This window comes from Rhodanobacter sp. FDAARGOS 1247, assembly GCF_016889805.1.
GTDB lineage: Bacteria > Pseudomonadota > Gammaproteobacteria > Xanthomonadales > Rhodanobacteraceae > Rhodanobacter.
Genome location: NZ_CP069535.1, coordinates 925,796 through 945,764 on the forward strand (window position 1 = coordinate 925,796; position 19,969 = coordinate 945,764).

General features: G+C 66.6%; 16 protein-coding genes. All 16 read left to right on the forward strand.

Annotated elements, in window-relative coordinates:
- Positions 1–109: 109 nt before the first annotated feature.
- The 16 genes from I6J77_RS03990 (at position 110) to I6J77_RS04065 (ending at position 19,964) form a co-directional block, all read left to right on the forward strand.
- A complete protein-coding gene (locus tag I6J77_RS03990) occupies positions 110–1,381 on the forward strand; it encodes an efflux RND transporter periplasmic adaptor subunit (protein ID WP_204111395.1) in 1,272 nt (423 codons plus the stop codon).
- Positions 1,382–1,446: 65 nt separating this feature from the next.
- Positions 1,447–2,166, forward strand: a complete 720-nt coding sequence (locus I6J77_RS03995) for an ABC transporter ATP-binding protein (protein WP_204110654.1) — start codon at positions 1,447–1,449, stop codon at positions 2,164–2,166.
- A gap of 107 nt (positions 2,167–2,273) precedes the next feature.
- Positions 2,274–3,587, forward strand: coding sequence for an ABC transporter permease (locus I6J77_RS04000; protein WP_204110655.1), 1,314 nt, complete (start codon positions 2,274–2,276; stop codon positions 3,585–3,587).
- A 5-nt stretch (positions 3,588–3,592) separates the two neighbouring features.
- Positions 3,593–4,831 (forward strand): ABC transporter permease, encoded by a 1,239-nt coding sequence (locus I6J77_RS04005; RefSeq protein WP_204110656.1) that lies wholly within the window; start codon positions 3,593–3,595, stop codon positions 4,829–4,831.
- A 55-nt stretch (positions 4,832–4,886) separates the two neighbouring features.
- Positions 4,887–6,209, forward strand: a complete 1,323-nt coding sequence (locus tag I6J77_RS04010) for an ABC transporter permease (RefSeq protein ID WP_204110657.1) — start codon at positions 4,887–4,889, stop codon at positions 6,207–6,209.
- Between the two features lie 11 nt (positions 6,210–6,220).
- On the forward strand, positions 6,221–7,480 hold the full coding sequence (locus I6J77_RS04015; RefSeq protein WP_204110658.1) for an ABC transporter permease: 1,260 nt from the start codon (positions 6,221–6,223) through the stop codon (positions 7,478–7,480).
- A gap of 44 nt (positions 7,481–7,524) precedes the next feature.
- Positions 7,525–8,148: an ankyrin repeat domain-containing protein gene (locus tag I6J77_RS04020; RefSeq protein ID WP_204110659.1), complete on the forward strand. Its 624-nt coding sequence runs from the start codon at positions 7,525–7,527 to the stop codon at positions 8,146–8,148.
- A 26-nt stretch (positions 8,149–8,174) separates the two neighbouring features.
- On the forward strand, positions 8,175–9,473 hold the full coding sequence (locus I6J77_RS04025) for an ABC transporter permease (protein WP_204110660.1): 1,299 nt from the start codon (positions 8,175–8,177) through the stop codon (positions 9,471–9,473).
- Between the two features lies 1 nt (position 9,474).
- A complete protein-coding gene (locus I6J77_RS04030; protein WP_204110661.1) occupies positions 9,475–10,698 on the forward strand; it encodes an ABC transporter permease in 1,224 nt (407 codons plus the stop codon).
- Positions 10,699–10,754: 56 nt separating this feature from the next.
- Complete coding sequence (locus I6J77_RS04035; RefSeq protein ID WP_204110662.1) at positions 10,755–12,059, forward strand: ABC transporter permease; 1,305 nt, start codon at positions 10,755–10,757, stop codon at positions 12,057–12,059.
- Positions 12,060–12,066: 7 nt separating this feature from the next.
- Complete coding sequence (locus tag I6J77_RS04040; RefSeq protein ID WP_204110663.1) at positions 12,067–13,296, forward strand: ABC transporter permease; 1,230 nt, start codon at positions 12,067–12,069, stop codon at positions 13,294–13,296.
- Positions 13,297–13,354: 58 nt separating this feature from the next.
- Positions 13,355–14,671 (forward strand): ABC transporter permease, encoded by a 1,317-nt coding sequence (locus tag I6J77_RS04045; RefSeq protein ID WP_204110664.1) that lies wholly within the window; start codon positions 13,355–13,357, stop codon positions 14,669–14,671.
- A gap of 138 nt (positions 14,672–14,809) precedes the next feature.
- On the forward strand, positions 14,810–16,024 hold the full coding sequence (locus tag I6J77_RS04050; RefSeq protein ID WP_204110665.1) for an ABC transporter permease: 1,215 nt from the start codon (positions 14,810–14,812) through the stop codon (positions 16,022–16,024).
- A 106-nt stretch (positions 16,025–16,130) separates the two neighbouring features.
- Entirely contained in the window at positions 16,131–17,432 is a 1,302-nt protein-coding gene (locus tag I6J77_RS04055) for an ABC transporter permease (protein ID WP_204110666.1), read from the forward strand.
- A 4-nt stretch (positions 17,433–17,436) separates the two neighbouring features.
- Positions 17,437–18,663: an ABC transporter permease gene (locus I6J77_RS04060; RefSeq protein WP_239309188.1), complete on the forward strand. Its 1,227-nt coding sequence runs from the start codon at positions 17,437–17,439 to the stop codon at positions 18,661–18,663.
- A gap of 107 nt (positions 18,664–18,770) precedes the next feature.
- On the forward strand, positions 18,771–19,964 hold the full coding sequence (locus I6J77_RS04065; protein WP_204110667.1) for an alpha/beta fold hydrolase: 1,194 nt from the start codon (positions 18,771–18,773) through the stop codon (positions 19,962–19,964).
- Positions 19,965–19,969: the final 5 nt, after the last annotated feature.

Genomic DNA, 19,969 nt, shown 5'->3' on the forward strand with positions numbered 1-19,969 from the left:
GTGTTGCAGAAGTCATTGAATAACTTCGAATATTTCCGCGTGCCGACGGTGGCACGCGGATTGCATCGACCTGCCTGCAACCGCGCTGTCCGCGGTCAGGAACGGCATGATGATTCGCGACACTTCTGCGCAGGACAAACTGGTCCAGATCAAATCCCATCCCAAACGCCGGCTGATCCTGGCGGGCGCCGGCGTGCTGGTGCTGGCCCTGCTGGCCTGGCTGGCGCCAGGGATCAGCCGGATGTTCTCGGCCTCCGCGTCGGTGAGCAGTTCGCGGCTGGCGTTCGCCACCGTCGAACGCGGCCCGTTCGTGCGCGACATCGCCGCCGAGGGCAAGGTGGTCGCGGCGGTCAGCCCGACCCTGTACGCCACTTCCGGCGGCGCGGTCACGCTGAAGGTGCACGCCGGTGACACGGTGAAGATCGGCCAGGTGCTGGCGACCATCGTCAGCCCCGAGCTGACCAACAAGCTGGCGCAGGAACAGAGCAACGCCGACGCGATGGAAGTGGATTACCAGCGCGCGCAGATCGACGCGCGCAAGAAGCGCGGCGAACTGCAGAAGGCGTTCGACAACGGCAGGATCGACGAGCAGGCCGCCGAGCGCGATCTCGACCGCAACCAGAAAGCGTTCGCCAAGGGTGCCGTGCCGGGGATGGACGTGGACCGCGCCAAGGACGCGCTGCAGAAGGCGAAGATCACCCTGCAGCATGCGCAGGCGGACTTGGGCATGGACAACGCCAGCCTCAACTTCGACATCCAGTCGAAGAAGCTTGCGCACGAGCGCCAGCTGCTGCTGGTGAAGGACCTGCAGCGCCAGGTCGACGACCTCAACGTGAAGTCACCGGTGGACGGCCAGGTCGGCCAGCTGTTCATCGCCGAGCGCGCCACCGTGGCCAAGGATGCCCAGCTGCTCAGCGTGATCGACCTGTCCGCGCTGCAGGTGGAGATGCAGGTGCCGGAAAGCTTCGCCCGCGACCTCGGCATCGGCATGGCCGGCGAGATCAGCGGCAACGGCCACACCTGGAAGGGCCTGGTCAGCGCGATCTCGCCCGAAGTGGTCAACGGCCAGGTCGCCGCCCGCCTGCGCTTCGAGGGCGAGACGCCGAAGCAGCTGCGCCAGAACCAGCGCCTGTCGGTGCGCGTGCTGCTGGACAAGCGCGACAACGTGCTGACCGTGCAGCGCGGCTCCTTCGTCGACGAATCCGGCGGCAGCTACGCCTACCTGGTGCGCGACGGCATCGCCAAGAAAACCCCGATCCGCGTCGGTGCCTCCAGCATCGACAAGGTGGAGATCCTCGAAGGCCTGAAGGAAGGCGACCGCATCGTGATCTCCGGCACCGACAGCTTCAAGAGCGCGGCCACGGTCGCGATAAGCAACTGACGATCATCTCCCTCCCCTGCGTGCAGGGGAGGGGCAAAACAACACCACCACCAAAGGACGTAACCATGCTGAAGATGACCCACCTGTCCAAGGTCTACCGCACCGAAGTGGTGGAGACCTATGCGCTGCGCGATTTCAACATCGACGTGAAGGAGGGCGAGTTCGTCGCCGTCACCGGTCCGTCCGGCTCGGGCAAGACCACCTTCCTGACCATTGCCGGCCTGCTGGAAACCTTCACCGGTGGCGAGTACCACCTCGACGGCATCGAGGTGAGCAACCTCAACGACAACGCCCGTTCGAAGATCCGCAACGAGAAGATCGGCTTCATCTTCCAGGCGTTCAACCTGATCCCCGACCTCAACGTGTTCGACAACATCGAAGTGCCGCTGCGCTACCGCGGCATGAAGGCGGCCGAGCGCAAGCAGCGGATCATGGAGTCGCTGGAGCGCGTCGGCCTCGCCTCGCGCGCCAAGCACTACCCGGCCGAACTCTCCGGCGGCCAGCAGCAGCGCGTGGCGATCGCCCGTGCGCTGGCCGGCTCGCCGCGCCTGCTGCTGGCCGACGAACCGACCGGCAACCTGGACACCCAGATGGCCCGCGGCGTGCTCGAACTGCTCGAGGAAATCCACCGCGACGGCGCCACCATCGTGATGGTCACGCACGACCCGGAGCTGGCCGCCCGTGCCCAGCGCAACGTGCACATCATCGACGGCCAGGTGGTCGAGCTGTCCGAGGACCCGCGCTTCCACACCGCGCACGCCGCCGCCGACGGGGCGCATGGCTGAGAGGCAGGAAATGGGGAGTTGGGAACAGGGAGTCGTTGAGAGCAAGTGCTCGCGAGGCCGCCGCTTCCCACTCCCGATTCCCCATTCCCCATTCCCGGAACCCAAGCATGTTCGCTTATTACCTTCAACTCGGCCTGCGCAGTTTGCGGCGCAACCCCATGCTCACGGCGCTGATGGTGATGGCGGTGGGCTTTGGCGTGGCCGCGTCGATGATCACCTGGTCGGTGTTCCGCGCGGTGTCGGGTGATCCGATCCCGGCCAAGTCCTCGCAGCTGTACACGGTGCTGATCGACAACCGCGGTCCGCAGTACAACGACAACGGCGAGCCGCCCGAGGCACTCAACTACACCGACGCCACCACCGTGGTCGCGGCGCACAAGGCCACGCACCAGACGCTGTTCTTCAACGTGGCGCCGTCGGTGCTGCCCGAGGGCAACCAGAGCCTGCCGTTCATCGCCGACGGCTACGCCACCAATGCCGACTTCTTCAGCATGTTCGACGTGCCGTTCGAGTACGGCAGCGCCTGGCATGCCGGCGACGACGACGGCCGCGCCGCCGTGGCGGTGATCAGCCACGAGCTCAACCAGCAGCTTTTCAACGGCGCCAACAGCGTGGGCCGCGAGATCACCATGGACCGGCACAGCTACCGCATCGTCGGGGTGACCGCGCACTGGGATCCGAAGCCGCGCTTCTACGACCTGTTCAGCCATAACGCCTTCGGCGACCCGGTGCAGCTGTACCTGCCGTTCACCCGCGCGATCGATGTGGCGATGGACACCTCCGGGCGCAACAACTGCGGCAGCAATACGGATTTCGGTGTCGGCCGCGAAGCCTGGCTGCACGGCGAATGCGTGTGGATCCCGGTGTGGGTGGAACTGGCCGATCCGGCCGCCGCGAACAGCTACCGCGAATTCCTGACCCACTATGCTGCCGATCAGCAACGCGCCGGCCGCTTCCACTGGGCGCCGAACGTGCGCCTGCGCGACGTCAATGACTGGCTCGACCACATGCACGTGGTGCCGCCGGAAAGCCGCATCTCGCTGATGGTGGCGCTGGGCTTCTTCGCGATCTGCCTGGTCAACACCATCGGCCTGCTGCTGGCGAAGTTCATGCGCCGCGCCGCCGAGATCGGCGTGCGCCGCGCATTGGGTGCGCCGCGGCGCGAGATCTACCACCAGTTCCTGATTGAGGCGGGCGCCGTGGGTCTGGCCGGTGGCGTGCTCGGCTTGCTGCTCACCGCACTGGGCATGTTCGGCGTCGGCCTGCTGTTCGAGCCGGAGATCGCCAGGCTTGCGCATCTCGACCTGTCGCTGGTGGCGATGACCCTGCTGGTGGCGATCGCGGCCACCGTGCTGGCCGCGTTCTATCCCACCTGGCGCGCCGCGCAGGTGCAGCCGGCGTGGCAGCTGAAGAGCAATTGAGGGCGATGACGATGCAGATCAAACCCATCCTCGCCGCGATGCGCCACCACAAGGCCGGCACCGTGCTGATCGCGCTGCAGATCGCGCTGACCCTGGCGATCGTCTGCAACGCGCTGTTCATCATCCAGCAGCGCATCGTGCGGATGTCGCGTCCCAGCGGAGTGAGCGAGAACAACCTGTTCGTGATCCGCAGCGACTGGGCCGACAAGTCCGACACGCAGCGCATCGACGCGCAGATGCAGGCTGATCTGATCGCCCTGCGCCAGCTCGGCAGCGTGCAGGACGCCGCCTCGACCAACAGCTTTCCGCTGCGTGGCACCGGCTGGGACAATTTCATCAAGCTGCAGCCGGACCAGGTCAAGATGACCACCGACTCGGCGATCTTCTTTTCCGATGAACACACCCTGGCGACGCTGGGCACGCGCCTGATCGCGGGGCGCAATTTCACCGCCAGCGAAATCGCCGCGCAGAAACCCCGCGACGCGATGCATTCCGCCCAGGTGATCATCAGCAAGGACCTGGCGCAGCGGTTGTTCCCGCAGGGATCGGCGCTGGGCAAGACCATCTATGTGTCGATGGGCCACACGCCATCCACGATCATCGGCATCACCGACACCTTGCAGGCGCACATGACCGGCAGCTGGGCCGGGCCGTATGCGTACAACGCGGTGCTGATCCCGGCGCGCCTGTTGAATGACTACACCTACTACCTGGTGCGGGCGAAGCCCGGCCAGCTCGACGCCGCGATGCGCGACGCGCCGAAGGCGCTGTTCGCGCAGAGCCGCATGCGCATCATCGACGCGAAGGACGGCGTGATGAGCTTTGCCCAGGTGCGCCAGCGCGCCTACGAGCGCGACGTCGGCATGGCGATCCTGATGGGCATCATCAGCGTGGTGCTGCTGGCGATCACCGCCGCGGGCATCGTGGGCCTGACCAGTTTCTGGGTCGGCCAGCGGCGCAAGCAGATCGGCGTGCGCCGCGCGCTGGGCGCCACCCGCGGCGACATCCTCAGCTACTTCCTCACCGAAAACCTGCTGATCGGGATCGGCGGCCTGCTGGCGGGTGCGGTGCTGGCGATCGGCATCAACCTGTGGATGGTGACCCAGTTCGAAATGGCGCGGTTGTCGCTGGCCTATGTGGTGGCCGGGGTGGTGGCGCTGCTGTTGCTTGGCCAGAGCGCGGTGCTGGCACCGGCGCTGCGTGCTTCGCGCGTGTCGCCGGTGGAGGCGACACGGAGCGTGTGAGTTCTCATTTCCTCCCTGCAGGGCAGGGGAGAAGACAAACCTCGGAGTGAACGGAATGCTTGCCTACTACCTCGAACTGGCCCTGCGCAGCCTGAAACGAAGTCCCGGACTGACCGCGCTGATGGTGCTGGCGATCGGCTTCGGCGTGGCCGCGTCGATGACCACCTGGTCGGTGTTCCGCGCGGTGTCGGGCGATCCGATTCCGTGGAAGTCGTCGCAGCTGTTCGTGCCGCAGATCGACGCCTGGGGGCCGAAGGGGCACCGCGGCGGCGACGACAACGAGCCGCAGGACGCGATGAACTACACCGACGCGATGGCGCTGATGCGTGACCACCGCGCGAAGCGTCAATCGGCGATGTACCAGATCTCGCCATCGGTGGTGCCGGCGCAGGCCGGCAAGCATCCACTCAACGTGGGCGGCCATGCCGTCTACAGCGAGTTCTTTCCGATGCTCGACGCGCCGTTCCTGTACGGCAGCGGCTGGGATGCGCAGGACGACGCGCAGCGCGCGGCGGTGGTGGTGATCAGCAGCAAGCTCAACGAAAAGCTGTTCGGCGGGATCAACAGCGTGGGCAAGACGGTGAACATCGAAGGCAAGGACTACCGCGTGGTCGGCGTGCTGGACCAGTGGAATCCGCAGCCGCGCTTCTACGACGTGGTCAACACCGGCGGCTTCAGCGAGCAGGTCGAGGATGTGTTCATTCCCTTCGAGCGCGCCATCGCCGTGGGCATCCCCAACGACGGCAACACCAATTGCAGCGAAACGCCGAAGGAGTCGGGCTTCGTCGGCCTGCAGCAATCCAGCTGCATCTGGATCGCCTACATGGCCGAGCTGGAAGACGCTGCCGCGGTGACTGCCTATCGCCAGTATCTGGACGGCTATGCGCGTGCGCAGCAGACAGCCGGCCGGTTCACCTGGGCACCGAACAACAAGCTGCGCGACCTGCCGGCTTTCCTCGATCATGAGCAGGTCGTGCCCAGCGACACCAAGGTGTCGCTGCTGGTGGCGCTGGGCCTGCTGCTGGTCTGCCTGGTGAATACGGTGGGCCTGTTGCTGGCCAAGTTCCTGCGCCGCAGCGGCGAGATCGGCGTGCGTCGCGCGCTGGGTGCGCCACGCAAGGCGATCTATCTGCAGTTCCTCACCGAGGCTGGCGTGGTCGGCCTGACCGGCGGCGTGCTGGGCCTGCTGCTGACCGGTGTCGGCGTGGCCAGCGTGGGCATGGTGTTGCCCAAGAGCATTTCCGATCTGGCGCGGCTGGACCTGTCCCTGCTCGTCGTCACCCTGGTGGTCGCCGTGCTGGCCACCCTGCTGGCCGGGCTTTACCCCACGTTCCGTGCATCACGCGTGCAACCCGCGTGGCAACTGAAGAGCAATTGAGGATTATGCCCATGACCATGCATCCCATCCTCGCGGCACTGCGCAAGCACAAGGCCGGCGTGGTGCTGATCGCACTGCAGATCGCGCTGACGTTGGCGATCGTCTGCAACGCGGTGTTCATCATCGGCCAGCGCATCGAACGGGTGAACCGGCCGACCGGCCTGGACGAGAGCAACCTGATGCTGGTCAGCCAGCAATGGGTGGGCGCGCCGAGCGGCGACGACGCCGCCAGCGTGGAAAAGCTCGACAGCCTGCAACTGACCGACCTGGCCGCCCTGCGCGCGATGCCGGGCGTGGCGTCGGTGGCGCCGATCAACTCGCTGCCGCTGCTCAATTCGTCGTGGAACGGCGCGGTCGACCACAAGCCCGGGGACACCAACCAGGGCAGTTTCCATGGCACCCGCACCACCTACTACTTCAGCGACGATCAGGCGCTCTCCACCCTGGGTCTGCGCCTGGTGGCCGGGCGCAACTTCACCGCGGCCGACGTGGGACACCAGGGTTTTCGCGACAACAGCGAGCCCTCGCTGGTGATCCTGACCAAGGCGCTCGGCGACAAGCTGTTCCCGAAAGGCGATGCACTGGGCAAGGTGATCTACCTCAATGGCGCGACCACGCCGACCACGATCATCGGCCTGGTGGAACGGATGCAGGTGCCCGGCACCGGCACCTGGACCAACGAATTCGTGTGGAACGCGACGCTGGTGCCGACCCGCCTGGACGCGAACTTCTCGCGCTACGCGATACGTGCCAAACCCGGCCAGCTGGACGCGGTGATGCGCGCGGTGACGCCGGCGTTGTACAAGGTCAACCCCATGCGCGTGCTGGATGACGACAGCGTGCGCTCGTTCGCCCAGATCCGCGACAAGGCCTACCAGGCCGACCGCGGCATGGCGATCCTGATGGGCGTGGTCGCGCTGATCCTGCTCTGCGTCACCGCCGCCGGCATCGTCGGTCTCACCAGTTTCTGGGTCGGCCAGCGGCATCGGCAGATCGGCGTGCGGCGAGCGCTGGGCGCCCGCAAGATCGACATCCTGCATTACTTCCAGATCGAGAACCTGCTGATCGCCGGCGCCGGCGTGGTGATCGGCGTGCTGCTGGCGGTGGGCCTGAACATGTGGCTGATGAGCCACTACGAGATGACCCGCATCCCGGCGCTGTACGTGCTGACCGGCGTGCTGGCGATGCTGACGATCGGCCAGGCCGCGGTGTTCGCCCCGGCCAGGCGCGCGTCCAACGTGCCGCCGGTGGTGGCGACGCGGGCGGTGTGAAGGCAGCGGTTGAAATTCACCAAGGGAACAGGAGTGGCCTTTTCATGAGAATCACCCATACATCAGCCAGCCGGCTCATGGTTTTCAGCCTGCTGGCGTCGATGGGCCTCGCCGCATCGGCGAGCGCGCTTCGGGCCATGCCCACGGCCATGCGGGACGGCCGCGACCAGGAGGATGCGACGTCTCTGATCGCCGTGGTTCGGCAAGGGAACCTCGATGCCGTCCGGCGCATGGCAGGGAAAGGCATGGACGTGAATGCGAGCGTGCGCGGCGATGGCACGGCGCTCATCGTTGCGTCGCGACGCGGCGACCTCGCGATGGTGAACCTCCTGCTCGGGCTCGGCGCAGACGTGAACAAGGCCGTGCATGGCGAAGGCAATCCGCTAGTTGCCGCATCGGCTGCCGGGAGCCTCGATGTCATGGCGCGATTGCTGGCGGCCGGCTCCAGGGTCGACACCATCGTGCCGGATGACGAGACCGCCTTGATCAGCGCCGTGAGGAATGGCCGCCTGGAAGCCGTCGAATTTCTCGTCGAGCACGATGCCGACGTGAATCTTGGCGTCGTCGCCAACGGCACCGAATGGCGTTCGCCGCTGAACCAGGCACGCAGCGAAGCCATCAGGAAATACCTGTCGGGCCATGGTGCCGTAGTCGGCCACCCTGGTTGAATGCGCCTGCAACAAGGAAACGCGCAATGTTCACCTATTATCTCGACCTCGCGTTGCGCAGCCTCAAGCGCAACAAGGCGCTCACCGCACTGATGGTGGTGGCGATCGCGCTGGGCATCGGCGCCAGCATGACCACGCTGACGGTGCTGCACGTGCTGTCGGGCGATCCGTTGCCGGGCAAGAGCGCCAAGCTGTTCTATCCGCAACTCGATCCGCAGGACATGGACGGCTACAAGCCGCAGGACGAGCCGCCGGAGCAGGTCAGCTGGATCGACGGCATGGCCCTGATGCATGCCAAACGCGCCCGTTACCAGGCCTTGATGACCGGCGGCGCGGTGCCTATCCAGCCGGCGCAGTCCTCGATCGATCCGTTCTTCGAGGACGCTCGCTACACCACCGCCGACTTCTTTCCGATGTTCGAGGTGCCGTTTCTCTACGGGCATGGCTGGAACGCGACCGACGACGAAGCGAGCGCGCATGTGGCCGTGCTCACCCGCGAACTCAACGACAAACTGTTCGGCGGCAAGGACAGTACCGGCCAGACCCTGCGCATGAACGACGTAGCGTTCCGCATTGTCGGCGTGCTGGACAGCTGGCGCCCGACGCCGCACTTCTACGATCTCAACACCGGCAACTACTCGTCCGATGAAGGCGTGTTCGTGCCGCTGGCCACGGCCACCGACCTGAAGTTCGCCCGCAACGGTTCGACCGACTGCTGGGACCGGGGATCGAGCGACAACATGAAGACCGCCACCTGCACCTGGCTGCAATTGTGGGTGCAGCTGGACACGCCGGCCGAGGCAGCCGCGTACAAGGAATTCCTGCTGAACTATTCGCGGGAGCAGAAGACGCTGGGTCATTTCCAGCGGCCGCCCAACGTGCGCCTGCGCGACGTGATGGGCTGGCTGGACTACAACAAGGTGGTGCCCAGCGACGTGCATCTGCAGGTGTGGCTGGCATTCGGTTTCCTGCTGGTGTGCCTGGTCAACACCGTCGGCCTGATGCTGGCCAAGTTCCTGCGCCGTTCGGGCGAACTCGGCGTGCGCCGCGCGCTCGGTGCCTCGCGCCGCTCGCTGTTCGCGCAATTGCTGGTCGAAGCCGGTGCGGTCGGCCTGGTCGGCGGCATTGGCGGCCTGCTGCTGGCGCTGCTCGGGCTGTGGCTGGTGCGCAGGCAACCCTCGGACTATGCCGCGCTGGCCCACCTGGACCTGCCGATGCTGCTGGCCACGTTCGGCGCGGCCCTCGTGGCCAGCTTGCTGGCCGGCCTGTTGCCGGCCTGGCGCGCCTGCCTGACCCCTCCCGCGCTGCAACTGAAGAGCAACTGACATGGACATCCTGCCCATCTTCTCGACCCTGCGCCGGCACAAGATCACGGCGCTGCTGCTGATTCTCGAGATCGCGCTGACCTGCGCCATCGTCTGCAACGCGGTGTTCCTGATCGGCCAGCGCCTGCAGCGCACCGAGATGGCCAGCGGGGTGGCCGAGCACGAACTGATGCAGGTCCAGGTCGCCAACATCGGCAAGCCGGCCAATGGCAAGTCGCGTGCCCAGGAAGACCTGGCGCTGCTGCGGCAGATTCCCGGCGTGACCGCGGCGGCCCTGCTCAACCAGGTGCCGTTCACCAACAGCTCGTCCAACACCAGCATCAAGCTCGACCCGACCCAGAAGCTGCCCACGCTCAACGCCACCATGTACATGGGCGAGGGCCTGATCAAGACCTTTGGCGCCCAACTGGTGGCGGGGCGCGATTTCAATGCCGACGAGTACATGGACTACGACGACATGCGCCGCAACCCCGACCTGCAGAACAAGGTCGGCTCGGTGGTGATCACCCGGGCGCTGGGCGAGCGGCTGTGGCCTGGCCAGGATGCGCTGGGCAAGAACATCTATCTCGGCGAGACGTCGGTGCGCGTGATCGGCGTGGTGCAATCGCTGATCCGGCCGTCGCTGTGGATGGGCGACGATGCGGCGCAGTGGACGATGATCTTCCCGCTGCGGCTGAGCACCGCCAGCGCGTCGCGCTACGTGCTGCGCGCGGCGCCCGACCAGCGCCAGCAGGTGCTTTCGGAAGCGGCGAAGGTGCTGCGCAAGGCCGACCCGCATCGCATCGTCCTGAGCAAGGACACGCTGGACGACATCCGCAGCGACTTCTTCCAGAACGATCGCGCGATGGCCGGCATCCTGGTCGGCGTCATCGCCGCGCTGCTCATCGTCACCGCGCTGGGCATCGTCGGCCTGGCCAGTTTCTGGGTCGCGCAACGGCGCCGCACCATCGGCGTGCGCCGTGCGCTGGGCGCGACCCGTCGCAACATCCTCAACTACTTCCAGACCGAAAACTTCCTGCTGGCCACGATCGGCATCGTGCTGGGCATGGTGCTGGCCTACGGCATCAATCTGTTCCTGATGCTGCACTACGAATTGCCGCGGTTGCCGGTCGTCTATTTCCCGGTCGGCGCGATCGTGCTGTGGCTGATCGGGCAGGCGGCCGTGCTGGGGCCGGCGTTGCGCGCCGCGGCGGTGCCGCCGGTGGTGGCGACGCGGTCGGTGTGAGGTTCTCTCCCTCCCCTGCAAGGCGGGGGAGGGGTCCAACTCCTGGAGCACTTGGAATGTTCACCTACTACCTCGACCTGGCCCTGCGCAGCCTCAGGCGCAACAAGGTGCTCACCGCGCTGATGGTGCTGGCGCTGGCCTTGGGTATCGGGGCCACGATCACCACGCTGACGGTGCTGCGCCTGCTGTCCGGCGATCCGCTGCCGCAGAAGAGCGCACACCTGTTCTACCCGCAGCTCGACCCGAATACGAAGGATGGCTACATCGCCGGGCAGACCGAGCCGGCGCCGACGATGACCTACGTCGACGCGATGAACCTGCTGCACGAGCACCGCGCCACGCGCCAGGCGGCGATGGCGCTGAGCCAGGCGAAGATCCTGCCGCAGCAGGGTGGCAAGCATCCGTTCTTCAGCGATTCGGTGATGACTACCGCGGATTTCTTTGCGATGTTCGATGCGCCGTTCCAGTACGGCGGTGGCTGGACCGCCGCTGACGATGACAACGGCGCACAGCTGGTGGTGATCGCCAGCTTCCTCAACGACAAGCTGTTCGGCGGTGCGAACAGCGTGGGCAGGACCATTCGCCTGAACGACCGCGACTTCCGCATCGTGGGCGTGCTGAAACCGTGGGCGCCACAGCCGCGTTTCTACGCGCAGGACCTGGGCGGCCGCAGCTACGGCGACGGCGATGCGGCCTTTCTTCCCCTGAGGACGGCGCGCGCGATCGACATGGGGCCGCAGGACACCGAATGCTACGCGGCCGTCACCGACATCAAGCACCTGGAAACCGCGCCGTGCATGTGGCTCGGCGTATGGGTGGAACTGGCCGATGACGCCGCCGTGGCCGGCTACAAGTCCTTCCTGTCCAGCTATGCGCAGCAGCAGATTACGCAGGGTCGCTTCCAGCGCCCCGAGACGGCCTTGCTCGACCTGATGGGATGGCTTCGCAACCAGCAGGTGGTGCCCGACGACGTTCGTCTGCAGGCGGGGCTGGCATTCGGTTTCCTGCTGATCTGCGTAGTCAACACGATCGGTCTGCTGCTGGCCAAATGCCTGCGCCGCTCGCAGGAGATCGGCGTGCGCCGTGCGCTGGGCGCCACCCGGCGAGAGATATTCACGCAGTTCATGGTCGAGGCGGCCATCGTCGGCATGGCCGGCGGCGTGCTGGGGCTGCTGTTCGCCGAGCTTGGCCTGCTTGGCATCCGTCACCAGCCGGCGGAATACGCCAGCCTCGCGCACCTCGACCTGGGCATGTTCTTTTTCACCTTCGCCGTGGCCCTGGTCGCCAGCCTGATCGCCGGCATCCTGCCGGCCTGGCGCGCCTGCGTGCTGGCGCCGGCCCCGCAACTGAAAGCCGCCTGAGGTGGTCATGGAAATCCGTCCGATCTTCGCCAGCCTCCGCAAGCACCGCATTCCCGCCTGCCTGATCGTGCTGGAGATCGCACTGGCCTGCGCGGTGCTGTGCAACGCCGTGTTCATGATCAGCCAGCGCGTCTCCGACATTCATCTGGGCAATGCGATCGACGAGCAGGGCATCGCCACGGTGGCCCTGCGCGGCACCGACGACAAACTCGCCGGCAGCGACATTCCGCGCAACCTCGCGGCCCTGCGCGGCATCGCCGGCGTGCAGGCGGTGGCGGCGACGAGCACGCTGCCGCTCAGCCACAACAACTGGGGCTGGAGCTTTGGCCTCGACCCCGACGGCATCATAAGCGACCAGAAGAGTCACAACGTCTCGTTGTACTTCGTCGGCGAAGGCGCCGACCAGGCGCTGGGCCTGCGCCTGGTGCAGGGGCGGTTTTTCAACGGCGACGAATATGCCGGCAGCAAGTTCGATACGGCGCCACTGCCGGAAACCCACGTGGTCGTCATCACCCAGAGCCTGGCCAGGAAGCTGTGGCCGGGGCAATCCGCGCTGGGCAAGACGCTGTATTCGATGCCGCATTACTACACCGTGATCGGCGTGGTGGCCGACGTGCTGCGCCCGGCATTCGGCAACCAGGCCGGCCCGTACATCTACGACAGCACGTATTACCCGCTCAGCGCCGGCGGGTCCAAGGGCGTGCTGGCCTACTACGTGATCCGCAGTGCGCCGCAAGACCGCGAGCGGATCATGCGCGAGGCCGAGCGGAAGCTGGCCGACCTCAATCCCGGCGCGGTCACCAAGGCCCAGACGTACAGCGACATCCGCCAGAAGTACTTCGCCGACATGAGCAGCATGGCCTGGATGCTGGTGCTGGTGTGCGTGGTGATGCTGGCGGTGACGGCCTTCGGCATCGTCGGCCTGACCAGCTTCTGGGTCGGCCAGCGACGCCGGCAGATCGGCATCCGCCGTGCGGTAGGCGCGACGCGAGGCCACATCATGCAGTACTTCCAGACCGAGAACCTGCTGCTGACCACGGCCGGCGTGGTCATCGGCATGGGGCTGGCGTTCGGCATCAATGTCTACCTGATGCAGCACTACGAGATGTCGCGCATGCCCTGGTACTACCTGCCGGGCGGCGCGCTGTCGCTGTGGCTGCTGGGCCAGGCGTCGGTATTCGGGCCGGCGCAGAAAGCGGCCTCGGTCCCGCCGGTGGTGGCGACGCGGTCGGTGTGACTGCCTGAAACCTTCCCCGCAGTTCGGGGGAGGGCCTGGAAACCTGGAGAGAGTTGTCATGTTCACCTACTACCTCGACCTCGCCCTGCGCAGCCTCAGGCGCAACCGCATGCTCACCGCGCTGATGATCGTCGCCATCGCGGTCGGCATCGGCGCCAGCATGACCACGCTGACGGTGATGCACCTGCTGTCGGGGGATCCGCTGCCGGGCAAGAGCGCGCACCTGTTCTACGCGCAGGTGGATGCGGCACCCGATTCGAAGAAGCGCGAGCCGTACGACGTGCTGGACTACCAGTCGGCGGTCGACCTGTGGAGCGCGAAGCGCGCCGACCGGCAGACGCTGATCGCGGACAGCCAGATCAAGGTGCATGCGCCGGAGGCGAACCAGCCGCCGCTGATGCTGATGATGCTGTCCACCACCTCGGACTTTTTCCCGATGTTCGACGTGCCGTTCCAGTACGGCCGGGGCTGGAGCGCGGACGACGATGCGAGGCATGCGCGCGTGGCGGTGATCTCGGCCGACCTCAACAACAAGCTGTTCGGCGGCGCCGACAGCACCGGCCGCAGCCTGCGCCTGCGCGACAGCGACGTGCGCATCGTCGGCGTGCTCAAGCCATGGCGGCCGTCGCCGCAGTTCTACAACGTGGCCGGCGGCCGGTTCTCCGAGGGCCAGACCGCGGGCTTCTACACCAAGCCCGAGGATGTGTTCACGCCGTTCACCAGCGGGCTGGAGATCAACGACGGCAACTTCCAGCCGTTCACCTGCTGGGCCCGACCCGCCACGCCCGGCCATCTGCAGAACGCGCCCTGCGTGTGGATCGGGCTGTGGGTGCAACTGGACAGTGCGGCCGGGGCCGCCGGCTACCGTAGCTTCCTCGGCGACTATGTCGCGCAGCAGAAGGCGCTGGGTCGCTTCACCCGTTCCGACACGCGCCTGCGCGACCTGATGCAGTGGCTGGATTTCAATGGCGTGGTGCCGCGCGACGTGCGCCTGCAGACCTGGCTGGCGTTCGCGTTCCTGGCGATCTGCCTGTTCAACACCGTCGGCCTGCTGCTGGCGAAATTCCTGCGCCGCAGCGGCGAGATCGGCGTGCGCCGCGCGCTTGGCGCAAGCCGTGCGGCGGTGTTCGCGCAATGCCTGACCGAGGCGGGAATGATCGGTCTGATCGGTGGCGTCGCCGGCTGGCTGCTCACTCTCACCGGCCTGTGGCTGGTGCGCCGGCAGCCGACGCCGTATGCCGACATGGTGCATCTGGACCTGGGCATGTTCCTGGTCACCTTTGCACTGGCCGTCGCCACCAGCCTGCTGGCCGGCCTGCTGCCGGCGATGCTGGCATCCCGGGTAGCGCCGGTCCTGCAGCTGAAGACGCTGTAGTGCGCCGTCCCTGCGCAAGAGCCCGGCCATCCGTGGCCGGACTTTTCGGAAAGGCACTGTCCCTGCGCAAGAGCCCGGCCATCCCTGGTCGGACTTTTCGGAAAGGCACCGTTCTCACCAAGCATCAGGTAACGAGAAATGCAGATTCAACCGATACTCGCTGCGTTGCGCCGCCATCGTCTCGCCACCGCGCTGATCGCGCTGGAGATCGCGCTGGCCTGTGCCGTGCTGTGCAACGCCTGCTTCCTGATCGCCAACCGGCTTGCGCTGATGCAGGTTCACAGCGGCGTCGATGAAACCTCGCTGGCCACGCTTCACCTGACCGGCTACGAGCCCGAGCAGGCGGTGGATCTCAATGCGCGGGTGCAGGCCGGGCTGGGGCGTATCGCGGGCATGCAATCGGTCAGCGTGATCAATGCGGTGCCGTTCGGCCAGCATGCGGGTACCGCCGGCATCATGCTCGATCCTGCCGGCAAGCACTTCGGTGGCGTGGTGGATTTCTACGTCGGCGGTCCCGGCAGCTTCAAGGCACTGGGCCTGCAACTGGTGGCGGGCAGTGCGCCGCAGGCCGGCGACTATCAGCCGATGAACGACTTCGTGCCTGACGACGCCACGGTATGGGTCACCCGCGCCCTGGCCGGGCATCTGTGGCCGGACGCGGATCCGCTGGGCAAGGAATTCTGGATGGGCAAATCGCACTTCCGGGTCGGTGGCGTGCTCGCGCACCTGGTGCGGCCCAGCGGCGGCGAAGGCGGCTCCGAGACGGTCGAATGGTCGGTGTTCGTGCCGGCCCGGCCCGGCGCCAGCCTGGCCGGCACCTATCTGTTGCGCGCCGCCCCGCAGGACCTGCCGCGCGTGCTGCGCGACGCGCGCGCCGCGATGGTGAAGATCGCCCCGGATGCGGTGGTCGACACGCTGGCCAGCCAGACCATCAGCGACCTGCGCGAAGGCTACTTCCGCGAAGATCGCGCCATGGCCGGCATGCTGCTCGGCGTGATCGCCGCGCTGCTGCTGGTGACCGCGCTGGGCATCGTGGGCCTGGCCAGTTTCTGGGTGGCGCAGCGACGCAAGCAGATCGGCATCCGACGTGCGATAGGCGCCACCCGCGCCGACATCCTGCATTACTTCCAGACCGAGAATTTCCTCATCGTCAGCGGCGGCATCGTGCTGGGCATGGCCCTGGCCTATGCGCTCAACCTGATGCTGATGACCCGTTACGAATTGCCGCGCCTGCCGCTGTTCTACCTGCCGATCGGCGCGCTGGTGCTGTGGGCGTTGGGCCAGCTGTCCGTGCTGGGGCCGGCGCTGCGCGCGGCGGCGGTGCCGCCGGTCGTGGCGACAAGATCGGCATGACGAAGACCTGCGGGAGCCCCCTGACCCTTGTTCGGGCTTCGCCAAGGGACAAGACGTCGCCCGCCAGCGGGCTTCTGCGGAAAGCGTGTTGAAGAAGGGGAACGGAATGTTCGGTTACTACATGGATCTCGCGCTGCGCAGCCTGAAGCGCAACCCGGTGCTCACCGCGCTGATGGTGCTGGCGATCGGGCTGGGCATCGGCGCCAGCATGACGATGCTGACCCTGCTGCACGTAATGACCGCCGATCCGATACCCGATCGCAGTGCCCAGCTGTTCTATCCGCAACTGGATCCGCAGAGCATGGAAGACTACAAGGCAGGCGAGGACCCGCCCGACCAGCTGACCTGGACCGATGCCATGAACCTGTTGCACGCAGGGCGGGGCGTGCGCCAGGTGGCGATGACCGGTGGCCAGGTGACGGTGCGCCCGGAAGGAGGCAAGGCGCGCGCGTTCTTCGCGGATGCGCGCTACACCTCGGCCTACTTCTTCGGTCTGTTCGATGTGCCGTTCGCCTACGGCAACGGCTGGACCGCGGCGGACGACGAGAAGCAGGCGCGGGTGGCCGTGCTCTCGCGCAAGCTGGCCGACAAGCTGTACGGTGCCGATCGCGCGGTGGGGCAGTCGCTGCAACTGGGCAAGTATGGTTTCCGCGTCATCGGCGTGATCGACGCATGGGATCCGGTGCCGCACTACTACGACCTGACGCACGGCGGCTATGCCCGTTCCGAGGAAATTTTCCTGCCGCTGGAGACGGCGATTGCGCTCAAGCAGGGCACCTCCGGAAGCATCAGTTGCTGGGGCCGCATGCCCGAGGATGGCGACATGCGCAATTCCGACTGCGTGTGGACCCAATTCTGGGTCCAGCTGGATACGCCGGCACAGGTTGCCGGCTACCGCGAGTTCCTGACCCACTACTCGCAGGAGCAGAAGGCGCTGGGTCGCTTCGCCCGGCAGCCCAACACGCGCCTGCGCGACGTGATGGGCTGGCTGGATTACAACCACGTGGTGCCTGGCAGCGTGCAGCTGCAAGGCCTGCTGGCGCTGGGTTTCATGCTGGTCTGCCTGCTCAATACCGTGGCGCTGCTGCTGGTGAAGTTCCTGCGCCGCGGCGGCGAGTTGAGCGTGCGCCGAGCGATGGGGGCCTCGCGGCGGGCGGTGTTCGCCCAGTTGCTGGTGGAGGCCTCGCTGGTGGGCTTGAGCGGTGGCGGGGCCGGTTTGCTGTTGGCCGCCTTCGGCTTGTGGATCGTGCGGCAGCAGCCGGCGCAATACGCCGCCCTGGCACACCTGGACCCGACGATGCTGCTGACGACCTTCGTGCTGGCCGTCTGCGCGACGGTGCTGGCCGCGGTGTTTCCGGCATGGCGCGCCTGCCGCCTGGCGCCGGCCCGCCTGTTGAAGATCCAGTGAGGGCATGACCATGCATCCGATCGTTGCCGCACTGAAACACCACAAGACCACCGTGATCCTGGTCGTGCTGGAGATCGCGCTGACCTGCGCCATCGTCACCAACGCCCTGTTCCTGATCGGCGATCGCCTGGGCACCATGCAGCTGACCACGGGCGTGGCCGACAACGAACTGGTATGGGCCAGAAGCAGCGGCATCGACGATGACGCCACCCCCGCCAGCCGTGCCAGCCAGAAGGCCGCCGACCTTGCCGCCCTGCGCGGCATGCCGGGAGTCAAGGCGGTGGCGATGGTCAATTCGCTGCCGCTCAGCCGCAACTACTGGAGCACCTGCCTCGGCATCCGCCCGGGTGGCGACAAGGCGGCCCGGGTCTGCAACCTCGTGGAGTACCTGGGCACGCCGGGCTACGTTGGCACGCTGGGGGTGCAGCTTTCGGCCGGGCGCGATTTCCTGCCGGCGGAATATGTCGACTACAAGGGCTTCAACGACCCGCCGCCGCCGGTCATGATCGTCACTCAGGCGCTGGCCGGACGGCTGTGGCCAGGCCAGTCACCGATCGGAAAGGCGGTCTTTTTCGGCGACAAGGGCCAGCATGCCGTGCATGTCATCGGTGTGGTCGCGCATCTGCTCAACCCGAGCATCACCAAATACCATGGTGTCGAGTCGGGCTTCCTGTGGCCGGTACGTTCGCTTGCCGGTGGCATGTACGTGCTGCGCACCACGCCCGAAGCGCGCGACGCCGTGCAGCGCGACCTGCCCAGGGTGCTGGATGGCGTGGACGACCAGCGCGTCCTCACCGACAACCACAGCTACGTGGATACCGTGAAGGATTACTTCCATGATGATCGCGCGCTGATCTGGCTGCTGCTGGTGGTGATCGGCTGCCTGCTGGCGTTGACCGCGCTGGGCGTGGTCGGGCTGTCCAGTTTCTGGGTGCAGCAGCGCACGCACCAGATCGGCATCCGCCGGGCCATCGGCGCCACCCGGCGCGACATCCTCCGCTACTTCCAGATCGAGAATTTCCTGATCGTCACGGGCGGCATCGCGCTCGGCTTGCTGTTGGCCGTGGCGCTGAACCTGCTGTTGATGAAGCACTACGAGCTACCCCGCTTGCCATGGTTCTACCTGCCGATCGCGGCGCTGGTGCTGTGGGCGTTGGGCCAGCTGGCCGTGCTGGGCCCGGCCTTGCGTGCGGCGGCGGTGCCGCCGGTCGTGGCGACGCGGAGCGTGTGACCGTGTGGCTGTCTTCGCACGCTGCCATGACGGCGCCGCTCGGCGGCGATCCACCGCATTCAATTTGTTTCGACGTGGCATTCAATTTGTTTCGACGTGGAGTTTCGATGAGCATGTTCCGTACCGCATTCCTGCTCCTGGCGATGGCCGCGCTGGGCGCGCCGTGGCGCGATGCATCGGCCGCCCAGGCGACGGCCGCCTCGTCCGCCGCACCTGTCGCGTCCTCCGGCGCTGCAGCGGAGATGATTTCGCGCGCCGAAGTCAGCCGCGTCATCGGCAACACGCGCAGGATCGTCTCGCCGAACGGGGTGGACGAACGCATCAAGCTGCGCATCGGCGGCATCGACCAGTGGCTGTCGATCCGCGGCCGCGACCGGCGCAATCCGATCCTGCTGTTCCTCCACGGTGGCCCGGCCGCGGTGACGATGCCGGCCAGCTACACCTTCCAGTCGCCGTGGGAGGATTTCTTCACCGTCGTGCAATGGGACCAGCGCGGTGCGGGCAAGACCTACGCCGCCAACACCGAGCAGCAGATGTCGCCGGGCATGACGATCGAAGGCATGACCGACGATGCGGCGCAGGTCGTGCAGTACCTGCGCCAGCATTACGGCAAGCAGAAGATCTTCCTGCTCGGCCATTCCTGGGGCACGGTGCTGGGCACGCGACTGGCCCGGCAGCACCCGGACTGGTTCCACGCCTACATCGGCGTGGGCCAGGTGGTGAACGTGCGCAGGAACGAGGAGATCGGCTTCGCCTTCGCCCTGCGTGCGGCAAAGGCCGACCACAACCCGCAGGCCGTGCGCGAGCTGGAGGCGCTGATGCCTTACCCGGGTACGGCGCCGATGACGCTGCAGCGCATCGGCACGCGCAGCAAGTGGGAGACCTACTACGGCGGTCTCACTCATGGCCGCAAGGATTTCTCCTACTACGCCGATGCCGAGGGTCTCTCGCCCGACTACGACCAGGCCGAGCTCGACGCGATCGGCAAGGGCAGCGTGTACACGCTCAACCACCTGTTGCAGCCGCTGCTCGGCGTGGATCTCGATGACATGACGGACTTCGGTTGCCCGGTGCTCCTGTTCGTCGGACAGCACGACTACACCACCTCGCACGAACTGGCCGAGCAATGGTTCGGGCGCATCCGCGCACCGTCGAAGCGCATGGTGCTGTTCGCCGATTCGGCGCACATGGTGATGCAGGAGCAGCCGGGCCGCTTCCTGATGCACCTGGTGACGGATGCGCTGCCGCTGGCGCAGAAAGCCGGCGATGCGGCACCGCCGGAGGTCACCCGCGGGGATTGACGTGA